Annotated in this window: 13 protein-coding genes; 9 read left to right on the top strand and 4 right to left on the bottom strand. The window is 54.5% G+C overall.

Translation table 11 applies throughout. The features are described 5' to 3' along the window. Nucleotides 1–2 precede the first annotated feature (2 nt). Nucleotides 3–668 (bottom strand): hypothetical protein, encoded by a 666-nt coding sequence (locus ACR0LH_RS20055; RefSeq protein ID WP_050605729.1) that lies wholly within the window; start codon nucleotides 666–668, stop codon nucleotides 3–5. Nucleotides 669–898: 230 nt separating this feature from the next. Between ACR0LH_RS20055 and ACR0LH_RS20050 the strand changes: the two genes are divergently transcribed. Continuing rightward, nucleotides 899–1,954, top strand: a complete 1,056-nt coding sequence (locus ACR0LH_RS20050) for a tyrosine-type recombinase/integrase (protein WP_170417862.1) — start codon at nucleotides 899–901, stop codon at nucleotides 1,952–1,954. 54 nt (nucleotides 1,955–2,008) lie between these two features. Here the strand turns inward: ACR0LH_RS20050 and ACR0LH_RS20045 are convergent, their stop codons facing one another. Both ACR0LH_RS20045 and ACR0LH_RS20040 read right to left on the bottom strand, forming a co-directional pair. Further along, entirely contained in the window at nucleotides 2,009–2,353 is a 345-nt protein-coding gene (locus tag ACR0LH_RS20045; protein WP_170417859.1) for a type II toxin-antitoxin system RelE/ParE family toxin, read from the bottom strand. Beyond that, the gene (locus ACR0LH_RS20040) at nucleotides 2,350–2,607 is read right to left on the bottom strand and encodes a type II toxin-antitoxin system ParD family antitoxin (RefSeq protein WP_170417856.1); all 258 of its coding nucleotides are present in this window, start codon (nucleotides 2,605–2,607) and stop codon (nucleotides 2,350–2,352) included. Before ACR0LH_RS20040 ends, ACR0LH_RS20045 begins: the two co-directional genes overlap by 4 nt. A gap of 836 nt (nucleotides 2,608–3,443) precedes the next feature. Here ACR0LH_RS20040 and repA point away from each other — a divergent pair. From repA to ACR0LH_RS20015, 5 genes are all read left to right on the top strand, one after another. Beyond that, nucleotides 3,444–4,628 (top strand): plasmid partitioning protein RepA, encoded by a 1,185-nt coding sequence (repA, locus tag ACR0LH_RS20035; protein WP_170417853.1) that lies wholly within the window; start codon nucleotides 3,444–3,446, stop codon nucleotides 4,626–4,628. After that, entirely contained in the window at nucleotides 4,628–5,596 is a 969-nt protein-coding gene (gene repB, locus ACR0LH_RS20030; RefSeq protein ID WP_170417850.1) for a plasmid partitioning protein RepB, read from the top strand. The genes repA and repB overlap by 1 nt, the downstream gene beginning before the upstream one ends. Nucleotides 5,597–5,773: 177 nt before the next feature. Beyond that, on the top strand, nucleotides 5,774–6,829 hold the full coding sequence (locus ACR0LH_RS20025) for a helix-turn-helix domain-containing protein (protein ID WP_170417847.1): 1,056 nt from the start codon (nucleotides 5,774–5,776) through the stop codon (nucleotides 6,827–6,829). A gap of 154 nt (nucleotides 6,830–6,983) precedes the next feature. Next, nucleotides 6,984–8,093: a Fic family protein gene (locus ACR0LH_RS20020; RefSeq protein WP_170417844.1), complete on the top strand. Its 1,110-nt coding sequence runs from the start codon at nucleotides 6,984–6,986 to the stop codon at nucleotides 8,091–8,093. Nucleotides 8,094–8,422: 329 nt separating this feature from the next. Next, nucleotides 8,423–10,084, top strand: coding sequence for a caspase family protein (locus ACR0LH_RS20015; RefSeq protein WP_170417841.1), 1,662 nt, complete (start codon nucleotides 8,423–8,425; stop codon nucleotides 10,082–10,084). Between the two features lie 122 nt (nucleotides 10,085–10,206). Here the strand turns inward: ACR0LH_RS20015 and ACR0LH_RS20010 are convergent, their stop codons facing one another. Then, complete coding sequence (locus ACR0LH_RS20010; RefSeq protein WP_093037018.1) at nucleotides 10,207–10,839, bottom strand: tyrosine-type recombinase/integrase; 633 nt, start codon at nucleotides 10,837–10,839, stop codon at nucleotides 10,207–10,209. Nucleotides 10,840–11,359: 520 nt separating this feature from the next. On the opposite strand from ACR0LH_RS20010, the gene ACR0LH_RS20005 reads away from it, so the two are divergent. Genes ACR0LH_RS20005 through ACR0LH_RS19995 form a run of 3 tightly spaced genes read left to right on the top strand, consistent with a single transcriptional unit; the run spans nucleotide 11,360 to nucleotide 14,466 of the window. Then, complete coding sequence (locus tag ACR0LH_RS20005; protein ID WP_170417838.1) at nucleotides 11,360–12,418, top strand: ABC transporter substrate-binding protein; 1,059 nt, start codon at nucleotides 11,360–11,362, stop codon at nucleotides 12,416–12,418. A 60-nt stretch (nucleotides 12,419–12,478) separates the two neighbouring features. After that, nucleotides 12,479–13,567, top strand: coding sequence for an ABC transporter ATP-binding protein (locus tag ACR0LH_RS20000; RefSeq protein WP_170417835.1), 1,089 nt, complete (start codon nucleotides 12,479–12,481; stop codon nucleotides 13,565–13,567). Further along, on the top strand, nucleotides 13,564–14,466 hold the full coding sequence (locus ACR0LH_RS19995) for an ABC transporter permease (protein ID WP_170417832.1): 903 nt from the start codon (nucleotides 13,564–13,566) through the stop codon (nucleotides 14,464–14,466). Before ACR0LH_RS20000 ends, ACR0LH_RS19995 begins: the two co-directional genes overlap by 4 nt.

Genomic DNA, 14,466 nt, shown 5'->3' with positions numbered 1-14,466 from the left:
CTTCAGCCCCAAACCGACTGTAAACGGACAATCAGCGCCGCCGCGGTGGTCAGAACGACCACTGACACCGCCATCAGTAGCAGGGCCAATGTCACAGGTCCGCCGCGCCCAGGTACGCGACGTGCCAGTTGGGCTGCAAATCCAGTACCGTGGGCGATCTGGCTCTGAACGACGGATAGGTATAGCGGCAGCGCTCCGACCAGCGTGGCGTACAGGTAAACGCCTGAGATGTTCTCGAAGTAGGCGGAGCGTACCAGCGTCGGACCGACTACCCGCAACGCCACTACGGGATCACCGCCGAAAGACCCGAACCAGTCTGCCGAAAGCGCGTAGATCAGCGCGTGCAGCGCGATGAACAGGACGGCCCGTAGCAGCAGGTCAATTAGCAGATACCGGGCCGGGATGGCCCCCCTGCCCCGCGCCCTTACCCCAACGGCGAAAAGAAAAAAGCTGAGATAATTTAAAAGGAAAACGACCGGCAACCCATTCGTCACCACCTGACGCAAAAACCGAACAAACGCGGGACCACTGTTCAGGAGGTGCGTCGCAAAGCCCGGCGTGCGCAAAACGAAGATGGCCAACAGCGGAAACAACGCAAGGCAACTGACGATCAGCGTGTTTCTGGCAAACTTCCAGAAAGGCAATTCAGTGGCAAAATATCTGTTCATTTCATTTAGTTTGCCAACGGTTCCAGCGCAATGTCGATGCCAATTGGTTTACAGACCTGCGACAGAACCTCCGATTTTATTATTCCGCAAGCCCTCTACCTACTTTACGCGCAAAATCTGTTACTTTTGCTCGTTACTTTTGTTGCGCTATCAGTTTCAAGTTACACTCGATAAGTATCGCTTATCAAGTATAATTGATTTTGCGGGAAAATGGGCGCAGAGTGGGCCGTATGAGCACCCCTGAGCCCTATCTCCCCGCCCCCTCCCCTGCCCTGTCGCAGTCTGACCAGGACGCCCTGACCGATCTCTATGTCCGCGGCACACCCGCCAACACGCTCAGGGCCTATGAGCGCGATTTGCTCTATGTAACGGCCTGGAAGGCAGCACGGTTCGGAGTGCCGTTGGACTGGCCCGAGAGCGAGGCCACAGCGCTGGCCTTCATTCTCGATCACGCCCGCGATCTGGGAGATGCCGCGCCCGAGGATGTCGCGCGTCAGAGTGCCGAGATGTTGATCGCGCAAGGGCTACGCAAGTCCCTCGCCTGCCCGGCCCCTTCTACGCTGGACCGGCGCATCGCCTCCTGGCTGGCCTTTCATCGAATGAAGAACCTGACCAGCCCTTTTGATGCGCCGCAGGTGAAGCAGGCCCGTGCCAAGGCGCGCCGCGCCGCCGCCCGGCCCCCTGCCCCAAAATCGCAGCAACCGATTACCCGCGATGTGCTCGAGCAGTTGCTGTCCACTTGTCGGGGGTCCCGGCGGGATTGCCGCGACCGCGCCATCTTGATGCTGGGTTGGGCTTCGGGTGGTAGACGGCGCTCGGAGATCACCGGGTTGATGTTTGAAGACGTCTCGCTGAAGGAGTTCGACGAGAAAAGCCTGGTTTGGATTTCACTGCTGGAGACCAAGACGACAACCAAAGGTGAAACGCCGCGGCTGGTGTTGAAAGGCCGCGCAGCCCAAGCGCTGGCCCATTGGATCGAGGTGGGTGAGATTCAGGACGGCCCCTTGTTCCGGCCTGTTTCAAAAGCCGATCGGGTGTTAACCCGCCGCCTCAGCCCGGATGCCATCGCGCAGATCGTCAAGCGTCGGGCGAAACTGGCGGGCCTGCCGGACGGGTTCGCTTCCCCCCATGGGCTGCGCTCGGGCTTCCTGACCCAGGCCGCGCTGGACGGCGCCCCGATCCAGGCCGCGATGCGCCTCTCCCTGCATCGCTCCATGGCCCAGGCGCAGAAATACTACGACGATGTGGACATCGCGGATAACCCGGCGACTGATCTACTGGGGTGAGTAGTTACTGACTATTTAATAATCCCCGCTTGAGGGAAACTCCGGCTGCTGTGCCTATGTCTTGTTTCCTGTCGCATCTGTTAACGTGGCCAGCGCGGAAACATGTCGCGGCAGATCGCAACGGGAATGCAGGATATCAACAATGATCACCGCGTCCGGCTGATCCAGATAAACCAGGAAATGCTCTCCTGCGCGCACATATCTGAGATCCGCCGCCTCTTCGACCAATATAGAACAACTTCGGCTGGCCACCCTGCCCTCTGTGATGGCCTGACAGCGCGCTATTAGTTCTTGTTCATAAAGATCGGCTTGATGCGATCCAAACTTGTCGATGGTCCATCGGGCAATTTCCACCAGGCTGGATTCAGCGCGGCGTGTCAGTCGAAAGGGTCTGGTCACGCCTTGGCTCGTGCCCTTGCAAAGGCACGACGGATCGCATCCGAACCCCTGCCTTCTGCCAAATCTCCGGCCTGAGCCTGCGCTACACCCTCCTGCAAGCCTTGTTTGAGAGACTCCAGCCCCGCTTCTTCCCGCTCCAAAAGCCGAAGGCCGGCGCGCAACGCTTCACTGGCGTTCTGATATCGACCGGACGCAACCAGATTCTGCACCAGTTGATCCTGCGATTCTGTAAGTACAACATTGCGGGTTACCATGGCGTAAGCCTCCTTTTTGGCAATATATGCCAACGAGACCGTCTGTTCAACGATTGAGGAGCCCAAAATCACTAATTCGAGCAAGCTGGTTTTATGGACGCTAATGGGACGTGAACACACGGATCATGTCTGTGATCCCATATGAATCCAATGACGGTAGAGACTTGCGTCAAAAGCCGCGCCGCGCAAGCACAGCTGCACTGGATCGAGGACAGTTCCGTGTTCCGTCGCAACTTACAGGCGCACAATTCCCGAAACCCCGCCCTCACGGTATGCCATTTCTTGGGCAATTGGCGAGCGGCTGACTCTAGCCGGAATGTTCGCGTGTTTTCCTCTGCGCACGGGCTGAGCTCGGTGTATCTGACCCAGATCGCCATGCCATTCTCACCGCATCGTACTCCCGTACTGGCGCAGAAGTATTGTTACGAAGTTGGTATCGCAGAAAACTCGATAACGAAATTGTTGGTGAGAGAATTTGACCAATCAGCTCAACTAGCTCCCTGCCCTTCCCAATTGCGCAATTTGCGCCAAAAGCCGTTCGGCCTTCACTCCAACTCCATGCTAGAGGCGTTCTACTCAAAGCGGAGCATAGGGAGGAGTTTTACAGGAATGCCTTCGCATGCCTACGTTAGAACTTCATCGACTGAAAGAACCCATGATCCCGCTCAACCGAGTTTACAACTGTAAACCACCCTGCTCTGATGCAAAGCGTATGTAGTCCTCCGCGTTGGAAAACCTACAATATAGGCGAAAATCCTTGACTTAGTGCTATGAATCACGGCTGTTTATCTCAAGTGGCGCAAAAATGACCACATTCTTTAATTTGAGGCAACTACATGATTCCCGTGACACCACTTGCGGCAGAAAGACCATCGGCACTCGCCACGGAAATATCTGAGAGATTAAACTCGGCTATCCGGGAACATCTACTTGCTGCATTTGCCCCCGACAACACCAAATCACTGCGAAATTTTGCAGCGCCAGAAGCTGCTGAACTCTTAGGAGTCTCAGGTCAATTCATGCGCAAAGTCCACGCAGAGGGAACGATTCCTGAACCGAATGACGTACGCAGCGGTAGGCGTTACTATACTGCCCAAGAACTTTGGGAGGCTCGCGAAACGCTTGAGAAAACCTCACGCAAAAAAGGGCGCTATGTCCCTCGCCGGACTGAAGGAGAAAAGCTCCAAGTCTGGCAGTTGATGAACTTCAAAGGCGGCAGCAGTAAGAGCACCACAACAATTCACTTGGCTCACTATTTTGCGCTTCGCGGTTACCGTGTGCTGGCTGTTGATCTGGATCCTCAAGGCTCTCTTACATCCATGTGCGGCATAAGCCCCGAAATAGAGTTTGACGGGCTGACGATTTACGATGCTATTCGATATGAAGATCCGGTAGATATGGCGGACGTCGTGCTTCCGACGTACTTCCCCGGTCTCTCTGTGGCTCCGTCACGGCTTGTTCTTTCCGAATTTGAGACAGAATCTGCCGTTCACTCCAACCCAGACCATCCGTTCTTTACAAGAATACGGAATGCCCTGGCCCAGGTGGAAGGAGATTTTGACCTTGTTCTGATTGATAGCCCACCTCAGCTAGGATTCTTGACAATTGCTGGGATGGCGGCCGCCAGTTCATTGCTTGTGCCACTTACACCTTCGATGCTGGACGTGTCTTCGACGGCTCAATTTCTCGAACTCGCTGGTGCTTACATGGCAGTCATTGAAGATGCCGGCGCTACGCTCGAATACGACAACTTCAAATTCCTGATAACGCGTGACGAGCCAACAGACGTACCGTCTCAACAACTGGCTTCGTTCATGCGGGCACTGTTTCAGGATCGCGTTATGTCAGCCACAGCCCTCAAAAGCACCGCGGTCAGTGACGCCACAATGCTCAAACAATCAATTTACGAAGTCGTGCGGTCAGAAATGACACGCGCAACTTATGATCGGGCAAAGAACTCAATGGATGCGATCGGCTCTGAGGTAGAGCAAATGATCCATCAAGCATGGGGACGCAGCTAATGGCTAGAAAGTCGCTTCAGGAGATGTCGGGGATCGCAAACACCATCGCGCGCTCTGGCCCCAAGGCCATCGATAAAACTCCAAAACCCAATGCCCCTGCTCTTGGTGCGCTTCAGGGCTCTCTTGCCGCAATCAGGGAAATTGACCCTGCTCTGATCGACGACTGGGGGCCTGCCGATAGGCTCGGTGAGTTTACAGCTGTAAACATTGACGAAGAAGACGATAGTTTTGAAAGCTTGATGTCGAGTATACAAGACGGTGGCCAACAAGTTCCCATTCTTGTCAGAAGATCGAAATCCGACGGTCGATACGAGGCAATTTATGGACGGAGGAGGCTCAAAGCCTGTCGTGAACTTGGTATTAAAGTCCGCGCCAATGTTCAGGATATCGACGATGCTTCAGCGCTTCTCGCCAAAGGGCTTGAGAATGCTGCGAGGCGCAATCTTTCCTTCTACGAGAAAGCACGTTTCGCCGAGGCGATCCTGACTTCCGGGCATGACACGGCAACGGTGCGGCAAGTATTGAACGTTTCGAAATCAGGGCTGTCTCACCTGACAAAAATTACGCAACATGTTCCTGCAAAGATTGGTGACATGATCGGCGCAGCCCCAAAATCAGGCCGCCCAAAATGGACCGTGCTTGCAGAGCACTTCGTTGCAGGCAAGCTAGCGGAAGATGAAGCTGCAAATCTTCTTGCAACCATTGAGCCATCGATGTCGTCAGATGATCGGCTGGAAATGCTCCTAAAAGCAGCTGCCAAACGCGGTGCAAGACAAAGAGAAGGTGCAGCCGAACTCAACCCAATCGAAGGCGTTACAATCAAATCTACCAACGGATCACTAACTGTTTCGGTCAAAAGGACCGGAGCTAACGCTGGCTTCGCTAGCTGGTTGGACGAAAACATGGCTGAAATCATTAAGCGCTCACACGCTGAGTTTACAGCTGTAAACGCCAAGAAAAAGAACTGAGGACGAGCAGAAAGGAGGAAGGCAAACAAACAAAACCCCCGAAACCGGAGCTTCGAGGGCTGCTGCGCAAAGCGCAATTCTTAGATTAGACACCTAGAATCTAGCAGCACCCGAATCGCCACACAAGAAAAAACGCTCTTGAGCGAACGGGTAATTTTTGTCTGCCGATAGATAATCATGAAAACACTAACAGCATTGGCTCCAATTGGAGCGACCTTGTCGGGAACGGCAGGGCAGGGGAACAGTACGCCCAAAAAATGGATACTTCTTCGCGCCGTTGAAGAGGCCAGAGAACCTCTTGGGTTAAAATCCACAACTCTCAATGTCCTGAGAGCGATGGTTTCCTTTATGGGCGGTGATCAGATTGCTGCGGACCAGGATGATCATCACATCTGTTTCGCGTCCAACGCGGCGATAGCCAAACGAACTCATGTCAGCGTGCAGACAGTTGAGCGTCATATCTCGACGCTGGTGGACCTTGGACTTATCCGCCGCGTCATGAGCGCAAACGGTAAGCGATGGGCGCGCCGGGATCGCCAGGGCAGGGTGGTCACCGCAACTGGGCTCTCCTTGATGCCTTTGTCTGAACGGCACGCTGAGTTCATTCAGGAAGCCCAGAGGCATGCTGATCGCGTTCTCGAGTTCACTGTACTCCGTGACAAAGTTTCCGCCGCTCTGGCGCGCCTTAAGGAACTCGTAGCAAATGACACCGCGATCTCTGATTTGGTGACCACCGTACGCAATGCTCTGCGTCGCAAACCAGATGCGAATGTACTCAGCGAGCTGTTGGCAGAAATCTCTGTGGAAATCTCCGAGATAACACAGACTGATACAGAAAATTTGAGGGCCAGTGACAGTGAAATTGAGGGGCACAAAGAGGACTCTTTGAATCCGGAAGTTAAGAAAGAAAAGCTTTCTCAGATTCAGGTTTCTCCAGACCAAATGGAGCGCAGTTTTCCACGGCTATGCTCAGAACTACGCTTTGCAAAAGATCAGCACCACTGTGATCGGCTTATGGATGATATCGCCGAGTATCTACGGCTTGGCCAAACCTGGTATGCAATGAAATCAACTTTTGGCCCAGCTATTCGCTTCATTGTTCTCGGATACATCTTTCAACGTGCTGAGAACATACAATCTCCAGGGGCTTACCTGATTTCGTTGCTGGCCAAGATCGAAAAGGGCGAATTGTCTCCAAAGGCAATGCTCTCGCGGACATCCAATGCTACGTAAATTTGGGGAAACAGGATGAAATTTACCGTTTTCAGATTACACCTCCAAGTGATGACTGGATCGAAGGGTCTGAAAAAGGTGAGCTATAGGATTGACCTCTATAAATCACGCAACCATAAATAGTGAGTTATAGAAAGGAAGCTTATACCTCACGATGTGGAACTGGCAGAACCCTGACTGGCCTACCTTTCGTTACGACGCCGCAAGACTCGAACCATACGAGCAACAGTTCCTGTTGTCCTCAGGGGAAGTTCTTGGAGCGGTTCATCATGTGAACACATCGGATCGAGATCAATTGCGTATCGACCTGCTAAGCGAAGAAGCAATGAAGACCAGCGCGATCGAAGGTGAGATGCTGGATCGTCTCAGCGTGCAATCTTCCTTGCGCCGACATCTTGGACTGGCTCCCGACAGCTATCCATCCAAACCGCGCGAGCAGGGCGTTTCTGAAATGATGGTGGATGTTTATTCCAACTATTCGGAACCACTGTCACACGACACCCTGTTTCGGTGGCATGACATGCTTCTGTCCCATGACAGGCATCTGGAAACGATTGGATCATACCGGAGCCATGAGGATGCGATGCAAATCGTCTCAGGCAGGCTCGACCGCCCAACGGTGCATTTCGAAGCTCCACCTTCACATCAGGTTCCGGCTGAAATGGACCAGTTCGTAGCCTGGTTCAACCGGACCGCACCGGATGGTCCCGAACCATTGCGCGCACTGATCCGGGCCGGTTTGAGCCATCTGTATTTCGAGAGCATTCATCCCTTTGAGGACGGCAATGGCCGGTTGGGTAGGGCGCTGGCTGAAAAGTCCTTGGCCCAGAATATCGGTCAGCCAAGTCTGATTGCCCTTGCTTTCACGATCGAGCGAGAGCGGAAGGCTTACTACGACCAACTCGAACGCCATCAAAAGACGCTGGAAGTCACACCGTGGCTCGTCTGGTTTGCCGAAACTGTCCTTACAGCACAGCAGGTGACGCTTGAGCGGGTTGGTTTCTTTATTTCCAAGACGCACTTCTATGATCGGTACCGTGATCAGTTCAACACTCGCCAAAGCAAGGTAATCGCCCGTTTGTTCAAGGCTGGGCCGGATGGGTTCACAGGGGGATTGAGCGCTGAGAACTATATCTCGATCACGGGAACATCGCGCGCCACAGCAACGCGGGATCTCCAGAACCTGGTAGAGAAGGGCGCTTTGATCCGAACGGGTGAACTCCGGTACACGCGATATTGGTTAAAGCTAGATCGGGACGGGTAGGGGGCTGAAGTACGGCACGAAGCGCGGGAAGTGGAAGTTCGCTGCAGTCGCTACGCATGCTCGCAGGAAATGCGGAAGCTGACGTTTAGATAGCTTCCCAAGCGAGCATCTTTCTGTCCCGCCGCAAGGCGGCTCCGAGTTCGTACTTCATATGAATGGTCCATGCCGAAACTGGCGCAATGGGCGGGAAACGAACCTTCGTCGTGTCAATCCCGAACTCCGCTATGCGGCCTAAGCCGAGCTAGAGCTTGTCCACGCCGGTCATATTGATTGAATTCCGAAAGTGTGGAAACGTTCATATGGTAGACGCGTTAACGGCGATATTTCACATGAAGCGTATCCTGTTCTCAGTTGTGTTTTGTTTTCTGCCTGCGATGGTGCTGGCGGACAAAGTTGCCTTGGTAATTGGCAATGCGAACTACCAACATGTCAGCAATCTCAAAAACCCGTCGAATGATGCGATCGACATTGCAGAGGCATTGCGCAGGATCGGGTTTGAGGTCACAACAGGTCTTGATCTGGATTACCGCGACATGCGCCTTGCCATACGTGACTTTGGAGAAAAGGCAAAAAACGCCGAGTCGGTCATCGTATACTTCGCCGGCCACGGCATCGAGTTGGACAACACGAACTTCCTGATCCCTGTCAGTGCGGAACTGCGGAGCGACCGTGACATCGAACTCGAGGCAATCCGCCTCAACACATTGATTAGCTCCATCGCGGGCGCACCCGGCTTGAAGATCGTGTTGGTTGACGCCTGCCGCAACAATCCATTCCTCGCGACTATGGAGCGCACAAACAGCACCCGCTCAATTGGACGCGGACTTGCACGTATCGATCCGGGAGGTGTGTTGGTTGGATATGCTGCAAGGAGCGGAACGCTGGCGCTTGACGGCGATGGCCGCAACAGCCCCTATGCTCAGGCTCTGCTCAACCACATCGAGGAACCCGGACTTGAGATTGGCAAGTTGTTTCGGCGAGTCCGCGACAGGGTTTACACTCTGACAGAAGGCTATCAGGAGCCATTTACTTATGGCTCGCTTCCCGCCAGAGACATTTTTCTTGTTCCAGATGCGGCTGCAGGCTCGACGCCAGAGGAAGAAATTGAGCGTGTCGAAGACCAGATTTATGCGGACTTTGAACTTGCGCGTTCGCTCGGAAGGCTTGATGCGATCGAGATGTTTCTGGAGCGATACGAAGGCGAAAGGGATCATTTTGCAGTCGCGCTCGCCCTTTCGTTGCGGGACGACTTGCTTGCTGAGCACCAGAAGGACGAAGTGCCGGGCAACAGTAGTACTGCGCGAGACAAAGTAGCAGCTCTTGTGCCGACATCGCCTCAAAGCGCGAAGGATGATACAGAGACGCGCAGCCTGATCCGTGATATACAAACTGAGCTAAATCGCGTTGGCTGCAGCGCTGGCACAGCGGACGGTGTTGCGGGCCCACGCACGAGATCTGCTTTCTCTCGGTATATCAGCGCTAGAGAGAATCTTGGACTGACGCCTGAGAGCCTCGAGACCAGTGAAACTCTTGCCGCACTTCGAGGAGAGCAAGGAAGAGTCTGTAATCAGTTGGTCGCGCCGTCTTTCGCGACTTTTGATGGTGACTACATTGTCTTAATCAGACGCAGATGGGACGATGATTATTGGCAAACAACCAGTCGGCCCGACAAGGCCTATTTCCCCGGAAAAATCGAGCCACTTGCAGCCTTGCGCATCAATCGCAATGGAGACAAGCTGACCTTGCTATCTGCCCAAGGCTTTGCGGCCGAAGGGCCTTGGTTTAGGGACTTCACTGGCAAATTCGATGACTCCGGTCAGTTGAAATTGCGCTTCACATTGAGTTCGCATTTCGGGCAGGCGACACCCTATAAGGTCAATATAAGCGTCAAACTGCCCGAAGGACTTTCGCCAGGAAGAAGGCTTGTCTACGAGCCGCGCAGGATTGACGGGCAGTTTTTTCTGAATTTTCTAATACGCCGTGTCAGTTGAAACTTTAAAGCGATGTCCTTGCCTGCTCCGCAAGAAGACCGTCGCTCTGGGCTCCTCGTCGCTGTTCGCCGCAGATTTCGCCAAGGTCTTGTTTGGGCCGTCCGCGAAGACGGCCCAAGTTGTTAGATTTCAATGGCCTCTGCGATCGCAAGCGCATCTTCCAGCTCAACACCGAGATACCGGACGGTGCTGTCCATCTTGGTGTGCCCAAGTAGCAGCTGGACCGCCCGCAGGTTGCCGGTCTTCTTGTAGATCTGTGTGACTTTTGTCCTCCGCATCGAATGCGTTCCGTATGCACTGGCCTCCAGACCGATCGACGTGACCCAATCCCGGACGATCCGGGCGTACTGGCGTGTCGAGATGTGCAAGCGTTCATGGAAACGACCCGGCCATAGGTACTCCGAGCCGACCATGAGCTCATCTTCCATCCACTTTTCAACCGAGGCGCGTGTGCCTTCGGAGATTTCAAAACGAACCGGCTTCTGCGTTTTGCTTTGCAACACCGAAGCTCGTTCCTTGATCTGGCCGGACGCCATCACGTCGACGACTTTCATCTTCACGAGATCGCAGCCACGCAGTTTGCTGTCGATTGCCATATTGAACAGCGCCAGGTCCCGATGGTTCTCGGCGAGTTCAAGTCGAACACGGATTGCCCAGACGTGTTTTGGTTTCAGTGGCCGTTTTTGCCCAACGATGCGCCCTTTGTTCCAAGCCGGGCGAAGCGCACGAATGGCCGGTAAGTTTGGTGTTTCCATGACTGATCCTCCGATCCGCCATGCCCTCCCACAACGACAACCTGACGTTGACGATGCCTCCATATCACGGGATGCTGCGTCGCATCCGAGGTCGGGGCTGAGCCCAAATTGACCAATTCTGTCGTCAGGATCAATTGGCGCATACTGTCAAGAAGCTGCCACTCAAATTCGCGGATCAACGCAAAGCGAGTGAGAGTTTGCGGTCCGCACGTTCCACCAAATGCTTCAATCGGTGGCAGTTAACTTCGGGTCAGACGAAGATCGCTTCAGACGCCATATGTGCAAGATCGAACCCAGATGAATGCTGCACCAATGCGCGAATTGCGAGATTTTCCAGGCTCTGATGCTCAGGAAACGGGAGTGTGAATCCTACGGGGCAAAAGAATCCTTGACCAATTCCAACATCAGCTCTAGTAAAACTGAAATGACGTTTTGCTAGATGAAACGATTGCGAATGATTATGTGGAGCCGCGCATGTCGCGAAGCCACAAACCAACCAACAGTTCGGGAGGAGCCTGACATGATGAAAGATAACCAAAAACTGAAGCTCACCACGGCGCTAGTGGCAGGTGGCCTGGCCATTGCTTCGCCTGCCTTTGCCGAGGGAGAGGTCGTGTTTGCGTCCTGGGGAGGCTCGTTTCAGGATGCCTTGCGCTCAGCCATGCTGGAACCTGCCGCTGGTGCGCTGAATATCACTGTCAAGGAAGATACGACAAACGGCATTCAGGACGTGCGCGCGCAGATCACGGCGGGTGCCGTTGCATGGGACGTTACAGAACAGGATTTGCCTTCGTGTGAAACCCTGAGCCGGGAAGGCAGCCTTGAGCCGATCGACTATTCGATTGTTGACACCACAGGCATTCCGAAAGAGCTGATCCATGACAATTACATCGGCTTCATCAACTTCACCAAGGTGATTGCCTATCGCAAGGATGCATTTGGCGACAATGGCCCGTCCAATTGGGCAGAGTTCTGGGATCTGGAAAACTTCCCCGGCAAGCGCGGTATGCACGGCAAGGTGAACTATAACCTCGAAGCCGCGCTCATGGCGGATGGTGTGCCGATGGCCGAGATCTATGACACGTTGGCCACGAATGAGGGCAAGGCGCGCGCATGGGACAAGCTGGGTGAGATTGCCCCCGAAGTTACCGTTTGGTATCGCGGCGGGTCGCAATCGGCGCAGTTGCTGCGTGACGGCGAAGTGGACGTGATCCATATGGGCCATAACCGCGTAGAAAGCGTGATCGCGTCGGGCATTGATGTGGCCTATGCCTTTGATGGCGGCACGATGGACGTGGACTGCTTGTTGGTTCCCAAGGGGGCTCCGAATAAAGACAACGCGATGCGCCTTATCAACGAATTGCTGAGCGCCGAAGCACAGGCGAGGCTGGCGGTGACCATGCCGTTGGGTCCGGTGAATTCGGGTGCCTTCGGCACCGGGATAATCTCGGATGAGATGGCAGTGAAGGTCAACACACATCCCGACAACTATGGCAAGCAGCTTCTGGTCGATCCGAACTTTTACATCGGCCAGCTGGGCGAGTTGACCGAAGAGTTTGACACGCTGATCCAACAGTAAAAAATATCTGGGCGCGGCACATCTTGTGCTGCGCCCATTTTTGTCAGGTTAGGAGCCCCCATGTCACCTGCAGCCCACTCCCTTCCCATCGATATATCCAACCTGTGCAAGGCCTACGGATCGGTCAAAGCGCTGAATGACGTGTCTTTGAACATCGCCGCGGGCGAGTTCCTGACATTGCTGGGGCCATCAGGCTCCGGCAAGACGACGCTTTTGATGGCGCTGGCCGGATTTGTGCGTCCTGATGGCGGGTCGATCCGGTTTGGCGAACAGGAAATGATTGCAACGCCGCCCCACAAGCGCGGCCTTGGCATGGTGTTCCAAAGCTATGCGTTGTTTCCGTTCATGACGGTCGCAGAAAACGTGGCTTATCCGTTGAAAATTCGCGGGGTGTCCAAAAGCGATCAGAAGGCCCGCGCCGAGCGCGCGCTGGAGACCGTGCAGCTGGGCGGTTATGGCGACCGGCGCATCACGCAATTATCCGGGGGACAAAGACAGCGCGTGGCCCTTGCCCGCGCCATGGTTTTTGAGCCGCAGATCATTCTGATGGATGAGCCGTTGTCAGCGCTCGACAAGAAGTTGCGCGAACATATGCAAATCGAATTGAAGGCGCTGCATGAAAAGCTGGATGCAACTGTCGTTTACGTGACCCATGACCAGCGCGAAGCCCTGACGATGTCGGACCGGATTGCAGTGGTCAATCATGGGCGGATCGAACAGATCGCGACGCCTGAGCGGCTCTATCGCCAGCCGCATAGTTTCTTTGTGGCGGATTTTATCGGGGAATCCATTTCCCTGCCGGTTAGTGTAGCGAATGACACGGCGCAGCTTGGCGAGCGCGTTCTGAAATCCAATACGCCTATTGCGCTGGGCAGCGGAGGCCATCGTCTGATCATCCGGCCCGAGTTGCTGGAAGTCACAGCAGGCGCGGTGCCAGACGCCGCCAATGACCTGTCCGGCCAAGTGCATGACATCATTTATCAGGGCGACAGCGTTCTAGTGATCGTTCAGCACGACAGCGCTGGTCAGATCAATGTGCGTGTGCCTGCCAATCGCGCGGGCCAAACCGGGTTGCCGTCGAAGGGAGAGCAAATCGGCCTTGCCCTGCATCCCGAAGATACGATCATCGTACCGGAACATGTGGCATGAGTATCGCCGAGACGTATGAAGGTGCTGGGACTCTTCAGAATGCCAGCACGCTCAAATCCGAAGAACGCCGCGAAAAACTGACGTTTCTTGGGCTTTCGATGCCTGCGGTTTTGACGATCTTGATCGTCGTCTTCCTGCCGATTTTCTGGCTGTCTTCGCTGTCGTTTTTCAATGCGGCAGGCGAACTGAGCACGGAAAATTACACGCGCATCTTTAGTAGTGCTCTCTATCGGCGAACCTTTGTCGTCACGTTTCAGATCAGCATTGCCGTGACGGTGATTTGCGTCCTTCTCGGCTACCCGCTGTGCTACTGGCTGACAAAGATGCCGAACAAAACAGCGGCCATTCTGATGGTGTTTGTGCTGGTCCCCTTCTGGACCTCGGTTCTGGTGCGGACCTATGCGTGGCTGGTGCTTTTGCAGCGCAATGGGATCATCAATTCGTCGCTGATGTCACTTGGCATTATCGAAGAACCGCTGCAACTGGCGCACAATCTGACCGGCTCCATCATTGGCATGGTGCATATCATGCTGCCTTTTTTGGTTCTGCCGCTCTACGCCACTATGCGCAATATTGACGGCGACCTGGTCCGAGCCGCCGTGGGCCTTGGTTCCAGCCCGCGCGGGGCCTTTTGGCGGGTATTTTTCCCAATGTCCCTGCCGGGCCTTTTTGCCGGCATCGTGCTGGTTTTCATCCTGTCGCTTGGGTTCTTTGTCACACCGGCTTTGCTGGGCGGTGGCCGGGTTCAGATGCTGGCGCAGCGTATCGAAAGCACCATCACAGTCTATTCGAACTGGGGGGCCGCATCAGCCCTGGGCGTGGTCCTGCTGTTGCTGGCGCTGGCGATGATCTGGCTGATGAACCGTGTCTTCGGGCTCGACAAACTGTTTATGCGCTGA

The sequence above is a fragment of the Ruegeria sp. CL6 genome, from assembly GCF_056536465.1.
Note: the sequence above shows the minus strand (reverse complement) of the source record. Positions and strands in the feature narration are given on the sequence as shown.

What these genes read in the sequence shown, in the direction of transcription:
- ACR0LH_RS20005 (WP_170417838.1), top strand. Translation starts at nt 11,360, where the DNA reads ATGATGAAAGATAACCAAAAACTGAAGCTCACCACGGCGCTAGTGGCA.
- ACR0LH_RS20040 (WP_170417856.1), bottom strand. Translation starts at nt 2,607, where the DNA reads ATGGTAACCCGCAATGTTGTACTTACAGAATCGCAGGATCAACTGGTG.
- ACR0LH_RS20025 (WP_170417847.1), top strand. Translation starts at nt 5,774, where the DNA reads ATGAAAACACTAACAGCATTGGCTCCAATTGGAGCGACCTTGTCGGGA.
- ACR0LH_RS20000 (WP_170417835.1), top strand. Translation starts at nt 12,479, where the DNA reads ATGTCACCTGCAGCCCACTCCCTTCCCATCGATATATCCAACCTGTGC.
- ACR0LH_RS20050 (WP_170417862.1), top strand. Translation starts at nt 899, where the DNA reads ATGAGCACCCCTGAGCCCTATCTCCCCGCCCCCTCCCCTGCCCTGTCG.
- repB (WP_170417850.1), top strand. Translation starts at nt 4,628, where the DNA reads ATGGCTAGAAAGTCGCTTCAGGAGATGTCGGGGATCGCAAACACCATC.
- ACR0LH_RS20015 (WP_170417841.1), top strand. Translation starts at nt 8,423, where the DNA reads ATGAAGCGTATCCTGTTCTCAGTTGTGTTTTGTTTTCTGCCTGCGATG.
- ACR0LH_RS20055 (WP_050605729.1), bottom strand. Translation starts at nt 668, where the DNA reads ATGAACAGATATTTTGCCACTGAATTGCCTTTCTGGAAGTTTGCCAGA.
- ACR0LH_RS20020 (WP_170417844.1), top strand. Translation starts at nt 6,984, where the DNA reads ATGTGGAACTGGCAGAACCCTGACTGGCCTACCTTTCGTTACGACGCC.
- repA (WP_170417853.1), top strand. Translation starts at nt 3,444, where the DNA reads ATGATTCCCGTGACACCACTTGCGGCAGAAAGACCATCGGCACTCGCC.
- ACR0LH_RS19995 (WP_170417832.1), top strand. Translation starts at nt 13,564, where the DNA reads ATGAGTATCGCCGAGACGTATGAAGGTGCTGGGACTCTTCAGAATGCC.
- ACR0LH_RS20010 (WP_093037018.1), bottom strand. Translation starts at nt 10,839, where the DNA reads ATGGAAACACCAAACTTACCGGCCATTCGTGCGCTTCGCCCGGCTTGG.